Below are 23623 nucleotides of genomic sequence, written 5' to 3' on the forward strand. Positions count from 1 at the left end.
GAGCAGGGCTGCCCATGCGAGGAGCGCACTGATGGAAGAACTGGCGGAAGAACTGGTGGAAGAACTGTCGGAGGAACCGGCGTCGGAACCGGCGGAGGAACTGGCGGAGCGTTACCTGAGCCAGGCCCTGTCCGTCTGGGGCCTGGACGTCGAGTACGTCCGCGCCGAGGGCGACACGATGTACCTGCCGGGCCCCGAGGGCGGGCAGAGCCCCGTCGTCGACTTCGTCGGCGGCTTCGGCTCGCTGTTCTTCGGGCACAACCACCCGGAGCTCGTCGCGCACGCCACCGGCCTGCTGACGGCGGGCACACCCAGCCACGCGCAGCTCTCCCGGCGCACCGAGGCGCAGCGGGTGGCGACGGCGCTGAACGCCGTCACCGACCGGGAGTTGGACGCCGGCGAGCCGTACGAAGTGGTCTTCGCGAACAGCGGGGCCGAGGCCGTCGAGGCGGCCATGAAGCACGCCGAGCTGGCGCGGGTCCGCCGGCTGGGCGCGCTGGCCGCCGAGCTGGCGGAGCACGCGCGCGAGGTCCTCGACGCGGTGGGCGCCGGCCTGGAGCTGGGCCCGGAGGCGGCCGAACTCGCCGGTCCCGGCGGGGACGTGGCCGCGGTGCTGGCGGAGGCGGAGCGGCACAACGCGAAGGCGCTGGGCCGCTCGCCGGAGTTCTTCGCGCTGGAGGGCGGGTTCCACGGCAAGCTGGTCGGCAGTCTCCAGCTCACCCACAACCCGGCCTTCCGGCTGCCGTTCGCGGCGCTCGGCGCCCGGGCCCGCTTCGTACCGGCCGGGCAGCCGGAGGAGGCGCTGAAGTACGTGGCGGCGGAACAGCCGTACGCGCTGGACGTGCTGGTCCTGGACGGCACCGTCCAGGTGCACCGGCGGCCGGTGCCCTTCGTGGCCGGGTTCGTCGTGGAGCCCGTCCAGGGCGAGGGCGGCATCCGCGAGCTGACGGCCGAGCAGGGCGGCCGGATCGCCGAGGTCTGCCGGGCCCTGGAGTGCCCACTGATCGTCGACGAGATCCAGAGCGGCGCCGGGCGGACCGGAGCGTTCTTCGCGAGCGCGGGGATCGGGCTGACCGGCGACTACTACACCCTGGCCAAGAGCATCGGCGGCGGCCTGGCCAAGACCTCGCTGCTGCTGGTCCGACGCTCCCGCTACGTCAAGGAGTTCGAGCTGCTGCACAGCTCGACCTACGCCAAGGACAGCTTCTCGTGCTCCGTCACCGAGAAGGTGCTGGAGCTGCTGGAGCGCGACGGCGGGGCCGCCTACCGCCAGGCCGCCGAGCGCGGGGAGCGGCTGCGCGCGGCGCTGGAGGAGGTCCGGGCCGAGTTCGGCGACGTGGTGCGGGACGTGCGGGGGCGGGGCCTGCTGGTCGGCTTCGAGTTCGCCGACCAATCGGACGCCGAGTCCCCGGTGATCCGCAACTACGCCCGCGGCGGATTCTTCGGCTTCGCCGTGGCGGGCTTCCTGCTGCGCCGCCACGGCCTGCGGCTGATGCCCACCGGCAGCGCCCCGCACACGCTGCGCATCCAGCCCTCGTACGCGATCGGCGACGAGGCGATCGACCGGCTCGCGGCCGGCCTGCGGGACGTCTGCACGCTGCTGCGCCGCCAGGACGCGCTGCCGCTGGTGCACGCCCTGACCGGCGTCGACACCCCGGCGCCGCGCGCGCGGGCGCGGGACTTCCGCACCACGCGACCGGCCGGCGGGAGCGACGGGGCCGGTGAGAGCGACGGGGGCGACGGGGCGCCCGTGCGCCGGATCGCGTACGTCGCGGAGCTCAGCACGCCGGACGCCCTGCGCCGCTTCGACCCGACCCTGGCCGACCTTGACGACGCGACGCTGCGGGCCTTCGTGGCCCGCTCGGCGCCGGTGCGGGCCATGGCGCCGCTGCCGCCCGCTCGGTGCGCGGCCACGGGCGGCGCCGGGGCGACGGGCGGCGCCGGGGCGACGGGCGGTGCCGGGGCGACGGGCGGTGCCGAGGTGACGGTCTTCCCGCTCCTGGTCGACGAGGCCCTCGGCGGGGCCCTCGGCGGGGCTCCGGGCGCCGGTGCGGGCACGCTGCCCGCCGATGTCGCCGGCCAGGTCGGTGCGGCCCGCGCGGCGGGCCACCAGGTCGTGGTGGTCAGCCCCTGGCTGCGTCGCCTGACCGGGACCGAGGTCCGTCGGGAGACGGTGCGCGGCCCGGCCGGTTTCGCCCTGCCGGCCGGCTTCGGAGCCGATGGTATCGACGGGGCTGACGGAGCCGACGGGGCAGACGGGGCAGACGGCGGCCCGGTGCTGCTGCCCGTCGAGCTGGCCGAGGCGCTGTCCCCGGCGCCCTCGGGCGCCTGACGGCCCCACGGCAGAGGCCCTGCCCCGGCGCGATGCGTCGGAGCAGGGCCTCTGCCGTGGGTACCGGGCTCAGAACAGCAGGGAGACCGGGGCACCGGTGCCGAGCAGCGACCGTGCGTAGTCCTCGAAGATCATCGGACGGTTCAGCGCGGTGTGCCGGCTGCCGATCTCCAGGTCGCGCCAGTACCGCTGGACGGGGTTGGCCTGCGCGAAGCCGCTGGTGCCCGCCAGGTCCAGCAGGCGCTGCATGGCCTCCCGGGCGCGCTCCAGCGAGGTCACCATGTGCATGCGCAGCCGGGCCCGCTCGGCCGGGGTCGCGTCCTGCCCCTCCGGCACGGCGTCGAACCCGTCGGCGACGGCCAGCATGTGCATCACGGCGGTGTCGATCAGGTGCGTCGCCTCGGCGAACTCCTGCTGCACCGAGAGCGAGTCGATGGCCCGGGAGTAGGTGGAGAAGGCGAGCGGCTTGTGCTCCTCCAGCTTCGCGCGGACCAGGTCCAGCGCGCCGTGGGCCGCGCCCACCAACGAGGACAGCGAGTGCAGGTTGCCCTTGATCAGCACGGTGGCCGGGACGGGGGAGACCGGCTCGCCGGACGGCTCCAGCGGAGCGAACTGCACGAAGCGGTCCGGGACGAAGAGGTCCTCGGCGATCATCGCGTGGGTGCCGGTGCCGAGCAGCCCGGCCACCTTCCAGGTCCGCTCGATCCGCAGGTCCGCGGGCGGCGCCAGCAGGTTCGCCACGCCGGTCTGTTTGCCGTCCTCGTCGTACACCGGCACCCAGGCCAGGAAGGCCCAGTCGGAGAGCTCGCAGCCCGAGGCGTACGGGAAGCGGCCGTTGACCTTGAGCCCGCCGGCCACGACGTCGGCGCGCAGGGCGGGGTCGAGGCTCGCGGCCGAGAGCATGACGGCGTCCGGGTCGGCGCCGTAGATCTCCTCCAGTCCGGGCTTCGGCATCAGCATCACGAGGTCGACGGAGGCCGCGTGATTGGCCGCGATCCAGCCGGTGGACGGGCAGCCCCGGCCCAATTCGGTCAGCACCTCGACCTGGTGACGCATCGGCAGCTCCCAGCCGCCCCACGCGCGGGGCGTGCTGAGCCGCAGCAGACCCGCCTCGCGCAGCGCGGACATGTTCTCCGCCGGGACTTTCGACTCCCGTTCGGTCAGATCGGCATTACGGCGCAGCAGGGGGACGAGATCCTGTGCCCGGCCGATCAACTCCTCACGCGTGGGGACTGTTTCGGCGGTGTGCTGAGACATGGTGGTTCCCTTCTCGGGGCCGACCGCGGGGCGGCGAGGTTTCGCGTCCATGGGGATTCCGCGAAGCGGTCGCCCGGGCCGTCGGCCCCAAGGTCCCGGATAAACGCGCGAATTCACCCATGCCGGCCCACGCTAGCGGTCGCCTCCCGAACCGCGCCCACGGCGCCGTAATCGGTTGTCCACCGCTGCGGAATCCTCCATTACCCGCCACAGAACGGGCGGTGGAAACCCCCGTTCTACGGTGAGCGGGTGAATGGCGGAACACAAACCCAGCGTCAGGTCCGCATCCTCGGAGTCGGCGGTTCCACCCGTCGGGGGTCCTCCTCCGAACGGGCCCTGAACGCCGCCCTGAACGCCGCGACCCGGCACGGCGCGGCCGTGACGGCGATCAGCGGCGCCGACCTCGTCCTGCCGATGTACGACCCCGCGGACCGGACCCTGCCGCCGCCCGCCGAACGGCTGTTGGCCGCGCTGGCCGACGCGGACGGCGTGCTGATCGCCAGCCCGGCCTACCACGGCAGCACCTCGGGCCTGCTCAAGAACGCCCTGGACTACGTCGAGGAACTGCGCGACGACGCCCGCCCCTACCTCAGCGGACGCGCCGTCGGCTGCCTGGTCGTGGCGCAGGGCTGGCAGGCCGGCGCGTCCACCCTCGGCGGCCTGCGCACGATCGTGCACGCGCTGCGGGGCTGGCCCACGCCGCTGGGGGTGGTACTGAACACCACGGCGAGCGGCTTCACCGAGGACGGCGAGTACGCCGACCCCCGGGTCCGCGAGCAGGTCGAGACGATGGCCGGCCAGGTCGTCGACTTCGCCCGGGCACACCGCTCCGCTCCCCAGGGACCAGGCGCGGCTGCTCCCTAGGGACCTGGCGCGGCTGAGTGCCGCCGGGCGCCGCGAACCCCGAGCATGGGTGCCACACCCCCGCTCCGAGGAAGGGCGCCCGACCCGATGAACCACCCCAGCCCGCAGAACGCCCGCCCGACGGCGCCCCGACGCCGGTGGCCGGCGGTGGCCGCCGTCGCGCTGCTGCTGTTCGCCGCCCTGGCGGCACTGCTCGCCGACCACGGCTGGGTGCCGTACGGCTTCGAACGGGACGCCAACGACTGGAGCGCCGCCCACCGGCCGCCGGCGGCCCGGACGGCGGCCGTGGTGGTCACCTCGCTCGGCGCCGCCGTGGTGCCGTACCTGCTCGCCCTGGCCGCCGGGGCCGTCGCCGTCCGGGCCCTGCCGGTACCGCGGGCGAGCCGCCTGGCCGTACCGCTGTTCCTCGCGCCGGTGCTGTGGCTGATCGCCGGCCAACTGGTGCGCCTGGGGCTGATGCACGTCTTCGCCCGGCCCCGGCCGCCGCGGCCGACCTGGGCGACCGACGCGTCCGGCTTCTCCTTCCCGTCCGGGCACTCCTTCACCGCGGCGGCCTGCGCCGGGCTGCTCGCCCTGGCCGTCGCCCGCGCCCGACCGACGGCCGCCCGGGGCGCCGCCGCGGGGGCCGTCCTGTTCGCGGTCGCGGTCGGCCTCAGCCGGATCTACCTCGGGGTGCACTGGCCGCTGGACGTCCTCGGCGGCTGGCTGCTCGCCGCCGGCTGGCTCGCCCTCGGCACGGCGGCGAGGGCAGCAGCCGGACCAGCGCCAACGCACCCCCGACGGCGGCCGTGACGCATGCCACCAGGCGGGCTGTCACATGAGGGCGGGCCCACCGCGTTACCTGGACATGGATCAAGAATCGAGTGCGGGCGCCCAGGCCGAGCCGCCCTGGCCGGAGTTTCCGGCGTTCGTCGCCTCGCGGGCGCGGCATCTGTCGCGGACGGCGTTCCTGCTCACCGGTGGCGATGCCCACCTCGCGGAGGACCTGGTGCAGGAGGCGCTCGGCCGGGTGTACGTCAAGTGGCGGAAGATATCGCGGCTGGAGAACCCCAGTGGCTACGTCCAGACCGTGCTGGTCAACACCTTTCTGTCCTACCGGCGCAAGCGCAGCGCCTCCGAGCGCGTCACCGACGAGTTTCCCGAGGTCGGGGTGCACGACCCGGACCCGGCCCTGCGGCTGACGTTGCTGCGCGCGCTCGCCGAACTCCCCGCGCCGGACCGCGCGGTGCTGGTGCTGCGGTTCTGGGAGGACCGCAGCGTCGAGGAGACGGCCGCCGCGCTGCGGTTGAGCGGCACGGCCGTGCGCACCCGGTGCCGCCGGGCGCTCGCCCGGCTGCGCACGGTGCTGGGCGAGGACCTCGCCGCTGCCCTCGGCGACTCGACCGGAACGGACCGACCCGACCCCTCTCCGCAGAAGGCGGTGCTGCGCCATGCCCAGTGACGACGAGTTCGCCGACGAGTTCGCGGACGGCTTCGCCCGTGCCCTGCGCGGGGCCGCCGAGCTGGCGCCCGAGCCGGTGCGGCACACCCTGGCCGCCCGGGCCGAGCAGCACGGTCGGCGGTGGCGCCGCCGCCGGCGCACCGCCGTCGCGAGCGCGCTGGTGGTGCTGGTGCTGGCCGGGGGCGGTCTCGCGGCCGCCGGGCCGGGCGGGTTCGACCTGGTGGGGCCGACCGGTCCGCCGGGGCCGAGCCTGCCGACGATGGACCCGCGGGAGACGGTCGCGCTGTTCACCGGCCTGCTGCCGAAGGGCACGGTGACGGAGCTCAACAGCGCGCCGCCGAAGAAGGTGGACAGGCACCGGACCGGCGCGACGCTGCTGTTCGACGACGGGGCGGGGGCGAGCATCGTCGGGTTCTCCGCGGAGCGGACCAACCTGGCGCCCGAGGCGGCCGCGGTCTGCATGGACGGGTTCCAGACGCCCCAGGACTCCTGCGAGCGGACGGTCCGGCCGGACGGCTCCGTGCTGGTGATCGACAAGCTGCGGAGCACCAACACCCAGGGCGGCCGCGAGTGGCGGGTCACCTGGGCGGCGCCGGACGGGCGCCGGGTCGGGTTCACCGAGTACAACGGGCAGCCGGCCATCGCCAACCGGCCGAGCCCGCCGGTCTCCGACGACACCCAGCTGACCGACCTGGTGACCTCCCCGGTCTGGGACCAGATCTTCGCCACCCTCGCCCCGGCCGAGGGAGCCCCGAAGCCGGCCCACTCCCCCGCGCCGACGGCCACCGGCCCGTCGAACGCCGACCTGCTCGCGAAACTCGTCCCGCTGCTGCCCGCCGGGGCGAAGGTCGAGGGCCAGGACCCGGGGCACGCCGCGCTGACCGTCACCTTCGAGGGCCGCACCAGCATGCTGACCGTCGCGGTCGACCCGCCGTCCCAGCGCGGCCGGGACGAGCTGGCGACCATGGACGGCAACCTGCCGACCCCGCTGGAGGTCCGGGAGAAGCGGCCGGACGGCTCGCTGGTCGTCACCAACCGCTTCGGCAACGGGAAGACGGCGACCAACCCGGTGCTGCACTGGCTGGCCGCCGTGTACTACCCGGACGGCAGCCAGGTGCGGATCAACGAGTGGAACGGCCCGAACGCCTACACCTTCGAGCCCGGCGACCCGGCACTCGACGTGGACCGGCTGAAGGCCGTCGCCACCGCCCCGGTCTGGCACCCCTGACCGGCGGAGGCCCGTCCCCGGCGCGGGGACGGGCCGTGGCCAGGGCGGGGGCGGGCCGTGACCGGCGCGGGGGCGGGCCGTGACCGGTCTACCGCCGCGCGGAGCCGCAGCCCGCCGGGACGTCCGGCCCCCGGCCCGCGTCTCGGTCGGCGTCTCGGTCGGAGCCCCGGCCCGCGCCCGGGCCCGCGTCCCGGCGGGCGTCGAAGTCGGCGAGCCAGCGCAGCGCGTCGCCCTCCGAGGCGTCCCAGCTCGCGCCCAGTTCGACGGCGTCCTCCAGCGCCTGGTGCAGGCCGGAGGCCTCCAGCGGGCCGGCCGGTTCGGCGCTCTCGCCGACCAGGGCGACCCGGCCGCGGACCCGGCCCGAGGCGGCGGCCCGGTCGGGGACCGTCCAGGCCCGCCAGTCGCGGCCCATGGTCAGCACGTTGCGGGCGGCGTAGCCGATCTCCGGGAAGGCTCCCAGGACGTGTTCCAGGTCCACCCGGGTGCCGTCGAGGTCCGCGCCGACGTGGTGGTGCCGGGTCGCGGAGAGGCTCAGGTACCGGGAGTCGGGCAGCGGGTAGTGCGCCACGTGCCACTCGGCGCCCACCCAGCAGGTGGCCGCGCCGTCCTGCCAACGGTCGGCCACCAGCTCCATCGGGATGACGGTGTGGTAGACGGCGAGCCGCGGCCGCGGGGCGCGGCCGGACCAGCGCGGGTCGTGGCGGACGACGGAGCGGGCGGCGCCGGAGAGGATCAGGGCGTCACCGGTGACGCTGCGCCCGTCGGCGAGGGTGGCCACCACCGATTCGCCGTGCTCGGTGTAGCCGACCACCCGGCTGTCGGCGCACAGCCGGACGGCCTCCAGCTCCCAGCAGGCTTCCAGCAGCGGCTCGTACACGTCCAGCCGGTGGGCGGTCGCGTGGGTGGCCCGGCCGTCGCCGTGCCGGGCGGGCAACGCGATCGAGCTGACCAGTTCGCCGCTGGCGCCGTCCATGATGCGGAACCCGTCGAGGACCAGCGACCGGTCCCGGACGGCGTCGCCGACGCCGAGCCGGTCCAGCAGCCGGAACGCGGGCGGCGCCAGCCGGACGCCCGCGCCGCCCTCGGTGAGCACCGGCCGCCGCTCCAGGACGAGGACGTGATGGCCTCTCGCCCCCAGCGCGACCGCCGAGGCCAGACCGCTGACTCCACCGCCGGCAACCAGAATTCGCATGGTCCGATGATGGCTCCCGGGCGGCGGGCCGGGCGACGCGGTCAGGACGCCTGTGTCAGAACCTCCAACGGACGTGACACAGAACCAAGTCGAAGGTTTGAACCGCGCCATGTGCCGAAATGTCCGTTTCTCAGTGTTCAGAGCGCGCGTCCCATCCGGCTCGTCGGACCCATCCGTCCCGTCTGTCCCATCCGCTCCATCGACACCATGCAGTGCGTCCACGGCCGGACCCGGGCCCGCGCCGCAGCGACCACCTGGGCCACGTGCGCGGCCGCCGCCAGGGTCATGTGCCGGTGCCAGCCGTCGGAGCCGCGCCCCTCGTAGTCGTCCAGGGCGCCGGCGTGCGAGGCCGACCCGGCGTGGTCCAGCTCCACCCGCTGCGGGAAGGTGGTCAGCCGCAACAGCACTCCGAGCGGCGTCGCCGTCAGGTTGGTCAACCAGCACCCGACCGGCTGCTCCCGCCCGGGGTCCCACTGGCCGAGCAGCAGCAGCGGGAGCCCGGCCCACTCCACCTGGACGCCGCCGACCAGGCTCCGGCGCACGGCACCGGTCGCCGGGTCCGTCCACTCCACCGGCCGCCGCAGCATCCGGTGCAGTTGCAGCACCCGGGCGGCGGGCAGCGGACGGGCGCCGCGCCCCACCCCCTGGTCCAGCACCGGCAGTTCGGCGGACACGGCGGACAACAGCGGTGCCCCGGCCCGGGCGTAGCGCTCGAAGACCGGCCGCAGGTCGGCACCCGGGATGTCCAGCACCACCGGGCGGGGCCCGATCGTGCTCGGGTCGCACACCCGGGCCGCCGTCGCCACACAGCCCGCCGCCCGCTCCCCCGGCGGCAGCAGGCTCCACTTCACGGGCACGGTGATCTCGCCGCCCACCCCCCACATCCCGATCGCCCGCCGGCCCTTCCTGGGGACGGGTATCGCCTTCACCACCCAGGCGGTGAACCGCAGTTCGTTGTCGGCGTGGCGCTGCAGCGCGCGGCTGACCGGCTCCCAGTCCCAGGTGGAGGAGGCGATGAAGTGGTGCAGGCTCTGGGCGAGTTCGGGGCCGCCGACCTGCGCGGCGATGTTCCGGATCGACTTGCGGCCCTCGGCGGCGATCAGCCCGCGCAGGTAGAGGGCGCCCTTGGCCCGCTGGTCGCTGCGCGGCAGCGGGGCGAAGAGCACCTCGGCCAGCTCGTCCAGGACGGTACTGCCGGTCAGGGCGGAGGAGCCGGTCAGGTGGGAGCTGCCGGTCAGGGCGGACGGGCCGGGCGTCTGCCGGGCAGTCCGGCGCGGCGCGTCGGACTGCCCGGACCGAATGAAGGTCGTATCCACACCAACGGCAACGGCCGCGCCACCGGGCCTATTTCCGCTCCGTCCGGCTTGGCCGAAACTCGTCCTCCCGGTACGTACGGTGCGCGGCGCAGCGGGCCTGACGGGCACAGCGAGCCTGACGGGCCTGACGGGCCTGACGGGCCTGGCGAGCCGCCGCACCCCTCACCGGCAGGTCGGCAACGGGTGCGGCGGGCCCGCGACCGTACGGGAGTTACGGCTTCCGGGCCAGCCCGGCATCGACGGCCTCGACCGCCCCGACGGCGTCCGGCTCCGCGACCGACGGGACCCCGGCCACCGGCGCCTCCTCCCGACGGCCGCGCGCCCACATCACCACCGACAGCCCCAGCGCCAGCGCGGTGGCGAGGGCGGCGGTGAGGGTGACGGCCCGGGCGTCGTAGCCGAGGTCGATGGTGGCGCCGCCGAGCCAGGCTCCCAGCCCGTTGCCCAGGTTGAACGCGGACACGTTGGCGGACAGGGCGAGGGCCGGCGCGGCGGCGGCCACCGCGAGGATCCGCGCCTGGAGCGCCGGGATGATGGAGAAGCCCGCGGCCCCGAACAGGAACAGGGCGATCGCGGCGGGGATCTGGTGGGGCGCGGCGAACCAGAACACCAGCAGGGCGACCAGCAGGGCGCTCTGGGCGCGCAGCACGCCGCGCATCACGTTGGCGTCGGCGGCCCGGCCGCCCAGGATGTTACCGAGGACGGAGCCGATGCCGAAGACGATCAGCAGGATGCCGACCATGGCGGGCGCGAAGTGGCCGATGTCGCGCAGCAGCGGCGCCAGGTAGGTGGAGGTGGTGAAGACCGCGCCCTGGGCCAGCACGGTGATCAGCATGGAGAGTTGGAGACTCCCCCGGCGGAACACCTTCAGCTGTTCGCGCAGCGAGAGCGCGCCCTCCGCGCCCGCGTCGCCCTCGGTGGACAGCGCGCGGGGCACGAACCTGACGATGAGCAGCAGGCAGATCACCGCGAAGGCGGTGACGTAGCCGAAGGTGGCGCGCCAGCCGAAGTGCTGTCCGATGAAGGTGCCGATCGGAGAGCCGAGCACATTGGCGAAGTTGAAGCCGAGCGCGATCTTGGCCATGGCGGTGGCCTGCTTGTCCGGCGGGGACATCAGCGCGGCGACGTGCCAGGCGACGGCCGCGAAGGTGCCGTGGCTGAGCGAGGTGAAGATCCGCGCACCCATCAGCGTCGGGTAGTTGGGGGCGAGTACGGCGATGACGTTGCCGAGGATGAAGACGCCCATGAGACCGAGCAGCAGGCCCTTGCGGGACCACTTGGTGGTCAGCAGCGTGATGATCGGACCCCCGATGGTCACCCCCAGCGCGTAGCCGGTGACCAGCAGACCGGCCGTCGGGATGGTCACGTCCAGGTCGGCGGACATCTCGGGCAGGATGCCCGCGATGACGACCTCGGCGGTGCCGACGCAGAACACTCCGAGCATCAGGGCCAGGAGGGGCAGTGGCATGGCGGCCCAAGCCTTTCGTAGGGAAGCAATGGGGAGGAGGAAGGCGGCGAGGATGATGTATGCGATTGCATAGAGATAATGGACGAACCTGCCCGGGTGGTCAACTGCCGCAAAGAGTTACGCTGGGCAACAGGGCGAACGGACACGCGCAACGTTTCGAAGGACTCGAAGGACTCAGTGAGGGGCCGCGTCATATGGAGACTTGGGGACCGGGGAGCGGACGGGACGAGATCGCCATCTGGCGGCAGCTCACCCGGCTGATGGAGCAGGTCAACGCGACCGCGGGCAGGCGACTGACCCGCGGCCACGGGGTCTCCATGAACGAGCTGCTGCTCCTGCTCTCGCTCACCGAGCAGCGGGACGGCACGCTGCGGATGTCGGACCTGGTCAAGGCGCTCGGCGCCAACCAGCCCGCGGTCAGCCGGATGACCGCCCGCCTGGAGGACGCCGAGTGGGTGGTGCGGCGCAGCGCCGTGGACGACAAGCGCGGGGTGGACGTGCAGGTCACCGAGGCCGGCCGGCGGCTGGCCGGGGTCGCCGAGCAGACCCTGCGCAAGGCGCTGGCCGAGGCCCTCGACTCCGCCGCCCTGAACGACTCCACCGCCTCGCTCGTCGCCCGGCTGCGCTACGCGCCCGCGGTCCCGATGGACTGAGCACTGCCGCCCCGAACCGGCCCCGGCCGCGGTCCACCATCCGCGACCGGGGCCGCTTCACGCCCGTTCACACGCCCGCAACGCGGGTCCATGCCAGGTAACCGCCAAGAAATATGCATTTGAATGCATCCAATGTGACTGCTGTCACGTTGCGATGCATACGGATGGCGCACTAGCGTTCGATCCCACCAGGCGGACCGGCCGACACGTCCCCCCGCCGCGGCCCCGCACGGACCGCAGCGACCCCACCGGCCCCCGCCTGCCCCGCGCCGCCGCGGCGCGCCCGGACGGGCGTCCGGGCCACCCGCCGGCCACGGCGATGCCGCACACTCCCCCGCTCGAGCACGCTCACGGAGGTTTCGTCATGTCTGGTACCGCACTTCCCCGCCCGACCGGCCTGAACCCGGTCGCCGATCTCCCCAAGCCGCCCGGCCTGCACTGGAACGTCCGCGCGGACCAACCCGTCGCCTACACCGTCAGCATGGTGCGCGGGCTGCTCGACCCCGAGAACCCCGCCCTCGCCCGCGCCGTCGGCGGCGGCCAGGGCCGCCCGGTCCGCTGCCTGCTCGCCATCGACTCCGTCGTCGACACCCTCTACCGCGAGCGCTTCGCCCGGTACTTCGACCACTGGCAGATCGACGCGACCCGGCAGGTCGTCCAGGGCGACGAGGACGCGAAGTCCCTGGAGCAGGCCGTACTGGTCACCGAGGCGATGTCCCGGATGGGCATCCTGCGCCGCACCGAGAAGGTCGTCGCCGTCGGCGGCGGCGTGGTCCTGGACATCGTGGGCTTCGCGGCGAGCATGTACCGCCGTGGCGTGCCCTACCTGCGCGTCCCCACCACCCTGGTCGGCCAGATCGACGCCGGCATCGGTGTGAAGACCGGCGTCAACCACGGCCACCACAAGAACCGCCTGGGCGCCTACTTCGCGCCCGAACTCGCCCTGATCGACCCGCACTTCCTGCGCACCATCGACCCCCGGCACGTCGCCAACGGCATCGCCGAGGTGATCAAGATGGCCCTGGTCAAGGACGCCGTCCTGTTCGACCTGCTGGAGGCCACCGTCGGCGCCATCACCCCCGACACCCTGGCCGGCTGCGGCTCGGCCGTCAGCGAGGTGATGTCCCGGGCCATCTCCGGCATGCTCGACGAACTGGAACCCAACCTGTGGGAGCAGGTGCTGGAACGTTCCGTCGACTACGGCCACACCTTCAGCCCCTCCCTGGAGCTGCGCGCCGACCCGCCACTGCTGCACGGCGAGGCCGTCGCCGTCGACATGGCCATCTGCCTCGCCCTCGCCCACCTGCGCGGACACCTCTCCGCACACGACACCGACCGAGCGCTGAGACTCCTCCAGGGCTTCCAACTGCCCATCGCCCACCCGGTCTTCACCCAGGGGCTGCTGGAGGAGGCGCTCGCCGACGCGGTCAAGCACCGCGACGGCCTCCAGCGCGTCCCACTCACCCGGGGCATCGGTGCCGTCGTCTTCGCCAACGACCTCACCCCGGACGAACTCGGCCGGGCGCTGGAGTTCATCGGCTCCTGGACGGCGGGCGCGCGGGCCGAACTCGTCGGCGCGGCGGTATGAGCACGGACGCCGCCGCCCCCGAGGGCATCACCGTCTTCGACGTCGGCGGCACCCACATCCGCCGGGCCACCTGGCTGCGCCACGGGGAGCTGCGGGCCCGCACCTCGCACCCCTCCCCCAGCTTCCGGCGCTTCCCCGCGGCCGGCGTCGCCGAACTCCAGGAGATGATGGTCCGGCAGCTGTGCGAGGCCGTGCCGCACACCCCCGAGCCCGTCGTCGGCCTCTCCTTCGGAGCCGCGCTCGACCACCGCTCCGGCCTGGTCTACGCCTCCGCCCCGCTCTGGGGCGAGCACAGCGAGCCGTACGACCTCCGGGCGGCCCTCACCGCCCGCCGGGCCGACGTCCGCTGGCACATCGTCAACGACGTCACCGCCGCCCTGCTGCACGCCGCCGCATCCGCCGACCGCGGCGCCCACCGCAAGGTACTGCTGGCCACCGTCAGTTCGGGCATCGCCTGCCGGGTGATCGACCAGCGGCAACGCCGGATCCCGGTGGACGGCTGCGGACTCCAGGGCGAGATCGGCCACCTGCCGGTCCACGCCGAACTGGCCGGGCGCCCGATCGAGCTGGACTGCGACTGCGGCCGGCCCGGCCACCTCGCCGCCTACGCCTCCGGCCCCGGCATCGCCCGGATGGCCGACGCCCTCGCCCGCCGGGAGCCGACCCGCTGGGCGACCTCCCGGCTCGGCCGGCTGACGGCCGGCGGCACGGGCTTCGAGACGGCGCTGCGCCAGGCCCTGGACGAGGAGGCCGGCCCGGACCAGCACGTCGCCCCGGAGCAGCACGCGGACCCGGACGAGCGCGCCGGTCGAGCCGGGGACGGGCTCGCCGCCGAACTGCTCGACGCCGTGACCGCCCCGCTCGCCGGCGTGCTGCGCACCGCGCTCTGCCTGGACCCCGAGCTGGACGAGGTGGTGCTCACCGGCGGCGTCGTCCACGGCCTCGGCCACCACTACCGCCGCGCCCTGATGGGCCACCTCACCCGCGAGGGCCTCTACCTGACCAGCGAGCGCACCCCCGACTGGCTGGAGCGGCGGATCACCGTCACCGGCCCCGGCGAGGCCGACAGCCTCGCCGGGGCGGGGATCGCGGCCAGCGCCGGAGTCCCGGCATGACGGCGGCCGAGCCCACCCCCGCCGACCGGACGCGCACCGAGCAGACCCGCACCGACCGGACGCCCGCCGACCGGCCCCCCACCGACCGGACGCCCAGCCACCGGGCACTGGTCCGCGAACCGGGCGGCGTACGGCTGCGCCTGCGCCCCACCCAGCGGCCCGCGCCCGGCGAACTGCTGGTCGCCACCCAGGTCGCCGGCCTGTGCGGCACCGACATCCAGATGCTGCGCGGGCTGCGCGACGACCCGGCGCCGGTGATCGGCCACGAGGGCATCGCCCGGGTGGTCGCCGCCGGTCCGGGCGTCCCGGCCGCCCTGCGCCGCCCGGGCACCCCCGTGGTGGTCAACCCGACCCACCGGTCCGACTCGTCCTTCCTGCTCGGGCACACCGTCGACGGCCTGCTGCAGGAGCGCACCCTGATCCCCGCGACAGCCGTTCGGGGCGGTCTGGTGGTGCCGCTGGAGCGGTCACCCGACCCGGTGCTCGGCGCCCTGATCGAGCCGCTGGCCGCCGTCCGCTACGCCCTCGACCTGCTGGCCACCGCCCGCCCGCGCACCCTGGTGGTCCACGGCGACGGGACGATCGGGCAGCTCGCCGTCCGGGCCGCCCGGCAGCGGCTCGGCGCAGACCTCCGCGTCGTGCTCGTCCACCACACCCCGGCCGGGCTCGCCTGGAGCACCCAACAGGCGGTCCCCGGCGTCGAGTTGACGCTCGGCGCGGCGCCCCCGGCGCTCCCCGGGCCGATCGCGGCCCTGCTCGCCACGCCGCGCGACGCCAGCTTGGACGCGCTCGCCGCCGCCCTGCGGCTGAGGACCGGCGACCCGACCGGCGACCCGACCGGTGCACCGACCGCCGAACCGACCGCCGAACCGACCGGCGAGCTGACCGGCGAGCTGACCGTCAGCCTGTTCGGCGGCCTCCCGCCCGGCGCCGCCAGTCCCGACCTGCCCGGCGTCGACCTGGCCGCCGTCCGGGCCGCCAACTGCGCCGGGCAGCCCGTCCCGTACGCCTTCACCACCGCGCGCACCGCCGACGGCCGGCCGGTCCGGCTGACCGGCCAGCGCGGCGTCGGCAACCACCACCTCGCCGAGGCGGCGGCCGAGTTGTGCCACCGACCGGAGAGCTACCGCGACCTGGTGACCCATGTCGTCGACCCCGCCGAGGCCGCCCGGATCATGACCGGCCTGGCCGCCGGCGGCGGGCGCGCCGTCGCCGGGCGCCGGCTCGTCAAACTCGCGGTGCGCTTCGCCCCGGCGCCGCCCACACCCCTGGAGACCTCGTGACCGCACCTGACCGCAACCGCCGCCGCGCCCTGGTGGTCGGCGGGTCCACCGGCATCGGCCGGGGCGTCGCCGACGCCTGGGCCGCCGAGGGGCTCGACGTCACGGTGCTCAGCCGCTCCCGGCCCGCCGGGCCCGGGGCCGAGCGGCTGCGCTGGGCGGCCACCGACCTCACCGACCCCGACCGGGTCGCCGAGCACCTCTCGCTCGCCGCCGCCGAACCGCTGCACGCCGTCTGCTACTCGGCGGTCCACTACGGCGACCGGCGGACCCTCTTCCGGGAGTGCACCGAGGCCGAGTGGCGCCGCCAGCTCGACGTCAACCTCAACGGCCTGTGGCTGACCCTCTCCTGGACCGTCCCCGCGCTGCGCCGCACCGACCGCCCCGGGGTCTTCCTCGGGGTCTCCTCCGAGGTGGTCTACAACGCCGGCCCGGGGCGCTCCGGCTACGCCGCCACCAAGGCCGCCGCCGCGGCCCTGCTCGACTCCGTCGCCCAGGAGGAGCGCCCCGGGGCGCCCGGCACCGAGGCCCTGCGGATCGTCCAGGCCCTGCCCGCCGGCATGGTCGACACCCCCGGCATCCGACGCCGGCGCCCCGACGGCTTCGACTACAGCGCCTACATGCGCCCGGCGAGCTTCGCCCCGCTCGCCCGGGAGCTGGCCGCGACGGCCGGGGCCGGACTGCACGGCGCCCACCTGGTGGTCGACGCCGAGGGCGGCTGGTCCCCGGTGAGCGAGCGGCTGCCGGTCTCCCAGAGCCGCCCCGTCCCCGCCGGCGCCGGCTCGTGACCGCCGCCCCGCTGTTCGGACCGGCCGGCTGGCGGCTGCCCGGAGGCCCCGTCGACGCCGTCGAACTGGCCCACCGGGCGGGGGCCGACGGCCTCCAGCTCGACCTCGGCGGCCCCGGCCGGGGGCCGTGGCTCGACGCGCCGGGCACCCTCGAACGGATCCTGGACGCCTGCGCCCGCCACGGGGTGCGTCCGCTCGCCGTGGCCGGCAACGCCCTCAACGACATCGGGCTGCACGCCCCGACCGGCAGTCAGGACGCGCTGCGGGCCCGCCGCGTGCTGATCCGGGTGCTGGACGCCGCCCAGGCCCTCGGCGCACCGCTGGCCTTCGTGCCGAGTTTCCGCCGCAGCGCCATCACCGACCGCCCGGAGCTGGCGCGGACGGCCACCGTACTGGCCTGGGCGACGGCGGAGGCCGGGGCCCGCGGACTGCTGCTGGCCAACGAGAACGACCTCGACCCGCCACGCGCCCGCGACCTGGTCGAGCGGGTCGCGGCGGACGGCTTCCGGCTGCTGCTGGACACCTACAACCCCCGGGTCGCCGGGGTCGACGCGGTGGCCCTGATCGAGGCCGTCCACCCCTGGCTCGCGCCCCAGGTGCACCTCAAGGACGGCACCGGCGGCAGCGTCACCCAGGGCCTCCTCGGCGACGGGGAGGGCCCCGTCCGGGAGGCGCTCGCCGCCCTCGCCGCGCACGGGTTCACCCCCGAGGCGCTGGTCCTGGAGAACGACTACCGCGACGGCGACCCCGCCCGCCTCGCCCAGGACCTCCACCGCGCCCGCACCCTCCACGCATCCGCCTCGCACCCCTGAGGAGCCGAAGTGCCGAACCTCCCGGCCGAGTACGTCACGACCACCCTCCGGGACGGCGTGGTGAGCCTCGGCGCCCGTCCCTTCCCGCACGACGCGCTGCGCGCCGACACCGTCCTCATCAAGCCCAGCCACCTGGGGATCTGCCGCGCCGACGCCAAGGAGATCCTCGGCTCGCGCGACGTCCCGGAGGACCGCGGCCCGCTCTTCGGCCACGAACTCGTCGGCACCGTCGCCTTCGCCGGCGCCCGCACCGGCTTCCGGGAGGGCGAACTCGTCACCCTCAACCCCAACATCACCCCCACCCGCACCACCGGCTTCGCCGAGTACGTCTTCGTCCACGGCACCGAGGCCCAGCTGGACCAGGCCGTGGTGCGCGTCCCCGAGGCGGACATCCGGGCGGACGTCTGGATGCCCGAGCCCTTCGCCTGCATCGTGCACGCGCTGCGCAAGCTCCTCCAACTGACCGACCTCGCCGACCTCCGGGGGCGACGCGTCGCGGTCCTCGGCGCCGGCTGCGCCGGGCTGACCTTCGCCCTGTACGCCCGGCACCTGGGCGCCGCCTCACTCGCCGTCTTCAACCGCGGCGAGGCCCGCCGCGCCTTCGCCCAGCAGCAGGGCCTGCTCGCCGAGGACGAGATCCACCCGCTCACCGACGCCCGGGCCGAGCGGCACCGGGGGCGGTTCGACCTCGTGATCGTCGCCCCCACCATCGCCACCACCGAACTCCTGGACACCGCCGCCGACCTGGCCGCCGACGGCGCCGTCCTGCTCGTGTACGGCGGCACCCGCAAGGGCGACACCTTCCCGCCCGGCCGGGCCGACGTCGACACCATCCGCCGCCGGGAACTGATCGAGCCGGTCGAGCACCACGGCAAGCGGCTGCGCATCGCGGGCGCCTACGGCTGCCACCGCGAGGACTACGAGGAGGGCTTCCGGCTGCGCGCGCGACACCCGCACGCCTTCCCGCTGGAGAAGCTGACCTCCCACCGGATCGGCCTGGCGGCCTTCCCCCGGCAGATCACGGACATCGCGGCGGAGGTGACGGACTTCCCCGGCAAGGTGATCATCGACCTCGCGCCGGTGGGCTGATCACCCTCCGGTGGGCCGATCACCCCTCCGGTGGGCCGATCAACCCACCGGAGGCCTGGTCACCGGCGGCTGCCCGTCGTCCCCGACCCAGGCGCCGACCCCCAGCCGCCCGGTGGTGCCCAGGTCCAGTTCCGGAACGACCATCACGGGCGCGGCCCCCGGCGCGACGCGCACCCGGACGTACGGGGCGTTCACCGGGTCGCCCGCTCCCGCCTCGCTGGTGTTGCGCCACACCAGCGAGCTGCGGGCGCCCTCCCCCGGCTCCAGCGCGATCGCCCGCGGCGGCTCGTCCGCGCCGGTCCCGCTCGCGATCTGGGCACCGCCGCGCAGGATCCGCACCCCGTCCACCGGTTGGTGCGCCAGGTCGAGCAGTTGCAGCTCCGGGTAGCCGTTGACGGTCACCGTGGCCGTCCCGCAGTTGCGCAGGTGCAGCCCGACCACCCGCAGCCCCATCGCCGCGTCCCCGTCGTCCACGCTCACCCGCACCCCGGAGGCCGGGCACGGACCGCCCGCCCGCGACGCCTCGGCGCTCGGCACGCGGCGCACCTTGAGGACCTTCAACCCCGGGGCGGTCCGGTCCAGTTCGACCCGCCCCTGCTCGGTCGCCCCCGGCGCCAGCCCCTCCACCGTCCTGGTCACGTTCTCCATCGCGCCCCCGGACGCCCCGGTCCGGCTGAACACCACCGTGATGTCCGACTCCTCGCCACCCCCGTTGGTCACCTCGTACGCGGCGCACGCCTGGTTCACCGCCGTGATCCGCACCCCGTCCTCCGCCACCGCCGTCGGCGAGGCCGACACCACCCCGCACGGCCCGGCACTCCCGGACGCCGAAGGCCCCCCGGCCGCCCCCACCACCTGGCTCCCGCACCCCACCAGCAGCATCCCGGCCGCCACCCCGGCCACCCCCCGCCGCACCCGCGACGCCCCGGCCCTCTCGAAGTCACCCATCCGGCCATCCGACCACGAACCACCCCGCCCCACCGTGACCCACGCCACTCCCCCTGCAACAGCCCGGCAACACTCCGACCACGGAGGGACCGCGCTCCCGGCCGCACCGCCGAGGCGACGCGCAACCTGGCCTCGGCGTCGCCACGGACAGCCGAGGGCTCGACGTCACCGTGAGCACAACCGGTTCAGTGCCGACCGGCTCTCATCGTCCGCGGCGCGGCAGATCATCAACCGCTGGTCCGGATCTTGGAGTGGCATGAGTACTTCGAAGTCCACGGCGATCACACCTGCGTCCGGATGCCGCATCACCTTGTGCCCGCGGCCGTTGACCTTCACGTCCCGCTCGGCCCACAAACGCGCGAATTCCTCGTTACCGGTGGTGCATTCGGTGATGAGGTCGGTCAACGCCTGGTCCTCCGGGTGTGCGGCCCACGCTGCGCGAAGATGGGCGATTCCCTCCCGCACGACGCGCTCGCGGTCGACATAGAACTCGCGTATTTCCGGGTGCACCAGGCACAGCCACATGGCATTGCGTTGCGACGGCGGCAGGGTGTCGAAATCCAGCAACAGCCTCGCCATTTCGCCGTTCCAGGCCAGGATGTCGTAACGGTGGTTCATCAGCAGGGCCGGCAGCGGCGACAGGTCGGCGACCAGCCGGGCCAGCGGGGGCGCTGCGGTGGTGGCGGGCTTGTCGGCGTTGCGCGGGCGCTGCTGGGCCAGGTCGAAGAGGTAGGCGCGTTCGTCGGGGGCCAGGCGCAGCGCCCGGGCCAATGCCTCCACCACGTTCACCGAGGGCCGCAGTCCCCGGGCCTGTTCCAGCCGCACGATGTAGTCGATGCTGACCCCGGCCAGTTCGGCGACCTCTTCACGACGCAGTCCCGGGGTCCGCCGGGGCTGCTGACGCGACGCCAGGCCGAAGTCCTTCGGGTCCAGGCGCTCGCGCCGGGTCCGCAGGAACGCGGCCAGCTCCTTCGTCGTGTCCACGGTGCGGGTCGTCATGTTCGATCCAACAGCCAGGGTAGGACTGGTGTTCCCAGGAACTTCTTTCCCTTATCCCCGGCTCGCGGCGGTCACAGACTTGTTCTCGACAACGGATGACAAGCACAGGAGGACACGATGTCGCTCACCCTCGACACCTATCGGCTGCTGGGCCGCTCCGGGCTACGGGTCTCACCGCTGGCGCTGGGCGCGGCGACCTTCGGCACCGAGTGGGGCTGGGGTGCCGAGCAGGACGAGGCGCGCAAGCTGTTCGACCTCTACGTCGAGCGCGGCGGCAACTTCGTCGACACCGCCAGCACCTACACCAATGGCAGCTCCGAGCGCCTGCTGGGTGAATTCACCCGCGACAACCGCGAAAGCCTGGTGCTGGCAACGAAATACACCACGCTGCGCCGGCCCGGCGACCCGAATTCCGGGGGCCCTCACCGCAAGAGCCTGTTCGCGTCGGTGGAAGCCAGTCTGCGACAGCTGAACACGGACTACATCGATCTGCTCTACCTGCACGTGTGGGACTTCACGACACCGGTCGAGGAGATCCTGCGTGGCCTGGACGATCTGGTCCGGCAGGGCAAGGTCCTGTACGTGGCGATCTCCAACGCCCCGGCCTGGCAGGTGTCGCGCATGCAGGCGATCGCCGACCTGCGCGGCTGGTCGCCGCTGGTCGCCCTGCAGATCGAATACAACCTGATCGAGCGCACCGGGGAACGTGACCTGATCCCGATGGCACGCGAGATGGGGTTGGGCGTGGTGCCGTACTCGCCACTCGCCGGCGGGGTGCTCACCGGCAAGTACAGCCGCGACGACCTGACCGCGACGAACACCGCGGTCGACGACGAGACCCGTAAGAACTTCAATATCGCCAACGGCGCGCTCACCGAACGCAACTTGGACATCGCTGATGTCGTGAAGGAGGTCGCCGCGGAGCTGGGCCGCACAGCCGCCCAGGTCGGGCTGGCCTGGACCCTGCAGAACCCGGATGTGACGGCATCGCTCATCGGCGCCCGCACTCTCGCGCAGCTGGAGGACAATCTGGGTGCCCTGGAGGTCGACTTCACCGCCTCCCAACTGGCCCGCCTGGACGAGGCCGGCGCGATCGAACTCGGCTTCCCGCACGACTTGCTCGCCGGCGACAGGATGCGCGCGGTGACCCACGGCGACATGAAGGTCGAAACCCGCCGCTGATACCCGATCGAGCCCCGGGGCAGCACTACCGCCGCCCCGCCCAGCGGGCCACCGCCTGAGCCGGCCCTCAGGCGTCCTGCTCCTCGGCGAGACGCCGCAGGAGGCCGAGCAGGGTCGCGCGGTCCGCGTCGGGCAGGGCGGCGAAGCACGAGGCGAGCACCTCGTCGGCGACCCGGTGGCCGACCGTCAGCAGCTGCTCGCCCGCAGGCGTGAGGTGGTGCTCGATGCGCCGGCCGTGTCCCGGCCGGCGCTCGACCAGGCCCTGGGCGGTGAGGCGGCCGACGAGCGTGCCGAAGGCCTGCTCGGTCTGGAACGTCGCCGCGGCCAACTCGCGCCCCGAAGCCCCGGGGGAGCGGCTGATCGCCCGCAGGGCGTCCCACTGCGCCAGTGTCGTACCGGCGGCCGAGAGCGCGCTGTCGAGCGCCCGGTGCTGACGGTACTGGGCCTGCTTGACCGCTCGGCCGAGTTCTTGCAGCTCATCATGCATGGGTCGAGTCTACGCCAATCCAAACTAGCTTATATAAACATCCTTAGTTACTCTGGGGGCATGACCTCGAACACCACAGCCCCGTACGCGGACCTGCCCCTCACCCTCACCGAGGCCGGAGCGGGCAGGCCGGTCCTCATCCTGCACGGAGGCGGCGGCCCCGCCACCGTCGCCGGACTCGCCCGACACCTCTCCGGCCACACCCACACCATCACCCCGGTGCACCCCGGCTGGGACGGCACCCACCGCCCCGCCTGGCTCACCGGCATAGCCGACCTCGCCCGCGTCTACCTCCACCACCTCCACGACCGCGGACTGCGCGACGTCCTCGTCATCGGCTCCTCGCTCGGGGGCTGGACGGCCGCGGAGATGGCCGTCCGGGACGACGCCGGCATCATCACCGGCCTCGTCCTGATCGACGCCGTCGGCGTACGGATCGAGGGGGAGCCGATCACCGACCACTTCGGCCTCGACGCCCGCGGCCTCGTGGAGCACTCCTGGCACGACCCGGACCGGTACTACCTCGACCCCGCCGGCCTCCCCGCCGACGAACTCGCGCGCCGGCAGGCCAACGCCGCGACCATGCGCCTCCTGGCCGGCGACCCCTACATGCACGACCCCGAGCTGCTGAGCCGGCTCGGCCGCGTCCAGGCACCCGCCCTCCTGCTCTGGGGCGCCGCCGACCGCATCGTCACACCCGCCTACGGCGCCGCGTACGCCGAGGCCTTCGGCAACGGCCGGCTCGAGATCATCCCGGAGGCCGGCCACCTCCCGCAGATCGAACAGCCCGAAGCCACCCACGCCCTGATCGACGCCCACCTCCGCCGCACCGGCACCCGCGCCGGATCCTCCGCCTGAGGGCCCGACGGCGTACGGCGCCACGGCACGGCAGCGGCCGGGCGCGCCCTGGTTGGACGCGGCCGGCCTCGGCCCTGCGGCGGGGGGGTGAGCGGCTGGCCCCCCGTAAGGTCAGAGGATTTCGATGTCCTTGACCTGCGGGGGACGGTTCGGGTACGAGATGTCGGTCCAGCGCGGGATCTTGACCGAGTCCCCGTTGGCGTCGTAGTAGATCAGGTCGTTGTTACCGGTGGAGATGCGGTCGACCCACCAGTTGCCGAAGGACATCCGCCCGGCGTTCGCGTAGCAGTCCACGCTGTTCCTGCCGTCGCTGTGCGACCAGATCTTCAGGTAGTTCTCCCCGCCCCTGCACTCGATGTGGTCGATGGCGTAGGCGTTGGACGGCACGGCCACGGTGAAGGCGGCCGCCGCGGCGAGCGCGGCGGTCAGGGAGCTCACGATCTTCTTCGTCTTCGAGAACACGGATTCTCCTCAGTCGAATTCATGCGAGTCGATCGAGTCATTCGAGTCATTCGGATCGCATCGAATGCCGAATCGGGAATGCACTCCGCGGTCCGCTTCCGGATGCGTCGTGCCCGACCAGACTCACCGTGCCCGCCGGACGGGTCAATCGAATCCATCGTGGACCGACCACTTGTCGGTCGGATCCCTCCGGGCCGCCCGTGCGGAGTGGGTCCGCTGATGCGGACGGGGCGCGGGTGGCCACCCCGCGAACCATCCGAACCA

Annotated in this window: 22 protein-coding genes; 14 read left to right on the forward strand and 8 right to left on the reverse strand. The window is 74.0% G+C overall.

Annotation, left to right across the window (positions count from 1 at the left end):
• Positions 1–31 precede the first annotated feature (31 nt).
• Positions 32–2332 (forward strand): aspartate aminotransferase family protein, encoded by a 2301-nt coding sequence (locus ACZ47G_RS22365; protein ID WP_465745207.1) that lies wholly within the window; start codon positions 32–34, stop codon positions 2330–2332.
• Positions 2333–2401: 69 nt separating this feature from the next.
• On the opposite strand, the gene ACZ47G_RS22370 is transcribed toward ACZ47G_RS22365, so the two are convergent.
• Complete coding sequence (locus tag ACZ47G_RS22370) at positions 2402–3589, reverse strand: acyl-CoA dehydrogenase family protein (protein ID WP_465745209.1); 1188 nt, start codon at positions 3587–3589, stop codon at positions 2402–2404.
• A gap of 249 nt (positions 3590–3838) precedes the next feature.
• On the opposite strand from ACZ47G_RS22370, the gene ACZ47G_RS22375 reads away from it, so the two are divergent.
• The 4 genes from ACZ47G_RS22375 (at position 3839) to ACZ47G_RS22390 (ending at position 7122) form a co-directional block, all read left to right on the forward strand.
• A complete protein-coding gene (locus ACZ47G_RS22375; RefSeq protein WP_465745211.1) occupies positions 3839–4453 on the forward strand; it encodes an NADPH-dependent FMN reductase in 615 nt (204 codons plus the stop codon).
• 87 nt (positions 4454–4540) lie between these two features.
• On the forward strand, positions 4541–5245 hold the full coding sequence (locus ACZ47G_RS22380; RefSeq protein ID WP_465745213.1) for a phosphatase PAP2 family protein: 705 nt from the start codon (positions 4541–4543) through the stop codon (positions 5243–5245).
• Between the two features lie 55 nt (positions 5246–5300).
• Positions 5301–5894: a SigE family RNA polymerase sigma factor gene (locus tag ACZ47G_RS22385; protein WP_465745215.1), complete on the forward strand. Its 594-nt coding sequence runs from the start codon at positions 5301–5303 to the stop codon at positions 5892–5894.
• Positions 5884–7122: a hypothetical protein gene (locus tag ACZ47G_RS22390; RefSeq protein ID WP_465745217.1), complete on the forward strand. Its 1239-nt coding sequence runs from the start codon at positions 5884–5886 to the stop codon at positions 7120–7122. Before ACZ47G_RS22385 ends, ACZ47G_RS22390 begins: the two co-directional genes overlap by 11 nt.
• Before the next feature lie 88 nt (positions 7123–7210).
• On the opposite strand, the gene ACZ47G_RS22395 is transcribed toward ACZ47G_RS22390, so the two are convergent.
• The 3 genes from ACZ47G_RS22395 to ACZ47G_RS22405 all read right to left on the reverse strand — a co-directional run bounded on the left by ACZ47G_RS22395 (position 7211) and on the right by ACZ47G_RS22405 (position 11098).
• A complete protein-coding gene (locus ACZ47G_RS22395; RefSeq protein ID WP_465745219.1) occupies positions 7211–8314 on the reverse strand; it encodes an FAD-dependent monooxygenase in 1104 nt (367 codons plus the stop codon).
• A 137-nt stretch (positions 8315–8451) separates the two neighbouring features.
• Positions 8452–9630: a transposase gene (locus ACZ47G_RS22400; protein ID WP_465745221.1), complete on the reverse strand. Its 1179-nt coding sequence runs from the start codon at positions 9628–9630 to the stop codon at positions 8452–8454.
• Between the two features lie 211 nt (positions 9631–9841).
• Positions 9842–11098: an MFS transporter gene (locus ACZ47G_RS22405; protein WP_465745223.1), complete on the reverse strand. Its 1257-nt coding sequence runs from the start codon at positions 11096–11098 to the stop codon at positions 9842–9844.
• 194 nt (positions 11099–11292) lie between these two features.
• On the opposite strand from ACZ47G_RS22405, the gene ACZ47G_RS22410 reads away from it, so the two are divergent.
• The 7 genes from ACZ47G_RS22410 to ACZ47G_RS22440 all read left to right on the forward strand — a co-directional run bounded on the left by ACZ47G_RS22410 (position 11293) and on the right by ACZ47G_RS22440 (position 18423).
• Positions 11293–11751 carry a MarR family transcriptional regulator gene (locus ACZ47G_RS22410; RefSeq protein WP_465745225.1) on the forward strand — a complete coding sequence of 153 codons (459 nt, stop codon included), beginning with the start codon at positions 11293–11295 and terminating at the stop codon, positions 11749–11751.
• A 364-nt stretch (positions 11752–12115) separates the two neighbouring features.
• Positions 12116–13339: a sedoheptulose 7-phosphate cyclase gene (locus tag ACZ47G_RS22415; RefSeq protein ID WP_465745227.1), complete on the forward strand. Its 1224-nt coding sequence runs from the start codon at positions 12116–12118 to the stop codon at positions 13337–13339.
• Positions 13336–14454, forward strand: a complete 1119-nt coding sequence (locus ACZ47G_RS22420; protein ID WP_465745229.1) for an ROK family protein — start codon at positions 13336–13338, stop codon at positions 14452–14454. The genes ACZ47G_RS22415 and ACZ47G_RS22420 overlap by 4 nt, the downstream gene beginning before the upstream one ends.
• Entirely contained in the window at positions 14451–15737 is a 1287-nt protein-coding gene (locus ACZ47G_RS22425; RefSeq protein WP_465745231.1) for an alcohol dehydrogenase catalytic domain-containing protein, read from the forward strand. The genes ACZ47G_RS22420 and ACZ47G_RS22425 overlap by 4 nt, the downstream gene beginning before the upstream one ends.
• A complete protein-coding gene (locus ACZ47G_RS22430; RefSeq protein ID WP_465745233.1) occupies positions 15734–16522 on the forward strand; it encodes an SDR family NAD(P)-dependent oxidoreductase in 789 nt (262 codons plus the stop codon). Before ACZ47G_RS22425 ends, ACZ47G_RS22430 begins: the two co-directional genes overlap by 4 nt.
• Complete coding sequence (locus tag ACZ47G_RS22435; RefSeq protein ID WP_465745235.1) at positions 16519–17334, forward strand: sugar phosphate isomerase/epimerase family protein; 816 nt, start codon at positions 16519–16521, stop codon at positions 17332–17334. The genes ACZ47G_RS22430 and ACZ47G_RS22435 overlap by 4 nt, the downstream gene beginning before the upstream one ends.
• Before the next feature lie 9 nt (positions 17335–17343).
• A complete protein-coding gene (locus ACZ47G_RS22440; RefSeq protein ID WP_465745237.1) occupies positions 17344–18423 on the forward strand; it encodes an alcohol dehydrogenase catalytic domain-containing protein in 1080 nt (359 codons plus the stop codon).
• A gap of 39 nt (positions 18424–18462) precedes the next feature.
• Here the strand turns inward: ACZ47G_RS22440 and ACZ47G_RS22445 are convergent, their stop codons facing one another.
• Together ACZ47G_RS22445 and ACZ47G_RS22450 are read right to left on the reverse strand one after the other, a co-directional pair.
• Complete coding sequence (locus ACZ47G_RS22445; RefSeq protein ID WP_465745239.1) at positions 18463–19371, reverse strand: DUF4232 domain-containing protein; 909 nt, start codon at positions 19369–19371, stop codon at positions 18463–18465.
• 165 nt (positions 19372–19536) lie between these two features.
• Positions 19537–20370, reverse strand: coding sequence for a helix-turn-helix transcriptional regulator (locus ACZ47G_RS22450; protein WP_465745241.1), 834 nt, complete (start codon positions 20368–20370; stop codon positions 19537–19539).
• A gap of 117 nt (positions 20371–20487) precedes the next feature.
• Here ACZ47G_RS22450 and ACZ47G_RS22455 point away from each other — a divergent pair, with 117 nt between their 5' ends.
• Positions 20488–21552 (forward strand): aldo/keto reductase, encoded by a 1065-nt coding sequence (locus ACZ47G_RS22455; protein ID WP_465745243.1) that lies wholly within the window; start codon positions 20488–20490, stop codon positions 21550–21552.
• 67 nt (positions 21553–21619) lie between these two features.
• On the opposite strand, the gene ACZ47G_RS22460 is transcribed toward ACZ47G_RS22455, so the two are convergent.
• Positions 21620–22039, reverse strand: a complete 420-nt coding sequence (locus tag ACZ47G_RS22460) for a MarR family winged helix-turn-helix transcriptional regulator (RefSeq protein WP_465745245.1) — start codon at positions 22037–22039, stop codon at positions 21620–21622.
• Positions 22040–22099: 60 nt separating this feature from the next.
• Here ACZ47G_RS22460 and ACZ47G_RS22465 point away from each other — a divergent pair, with 60 nt between their 5' ends.
• Entirely contained in the window at positions 22100–22897 is a 798-nt protein-coding gene (locus ACZ47G_RS22465) for an alpha/beta fold hydrolase (RefSeq protein ID WP_465745247.1), read from the forward strand.
• 111 nt (positions 22898–23008) lie between these two features.
• Here the strand turns inward: ACZ47G_RS22465 and ACZ47G_RS22470 are convergent, their stop codons facing one another.
• Positions 23009–23359: a beta/gamma crystallin domain-containing protein gene (locus ACZ47G_RS22470; protein WP_465745249.1), complete on the reverse strand. Its 351-nt coding sequence runs from the start codon at positions 23357–23359 to the stop codon at positions 23009–23011.
• Positions 23360–23623: the final 264 nt, after the last annotated feature.

Source organism: Kitasatospora sp. NPDC030952 (assembly GCF_055571335.1).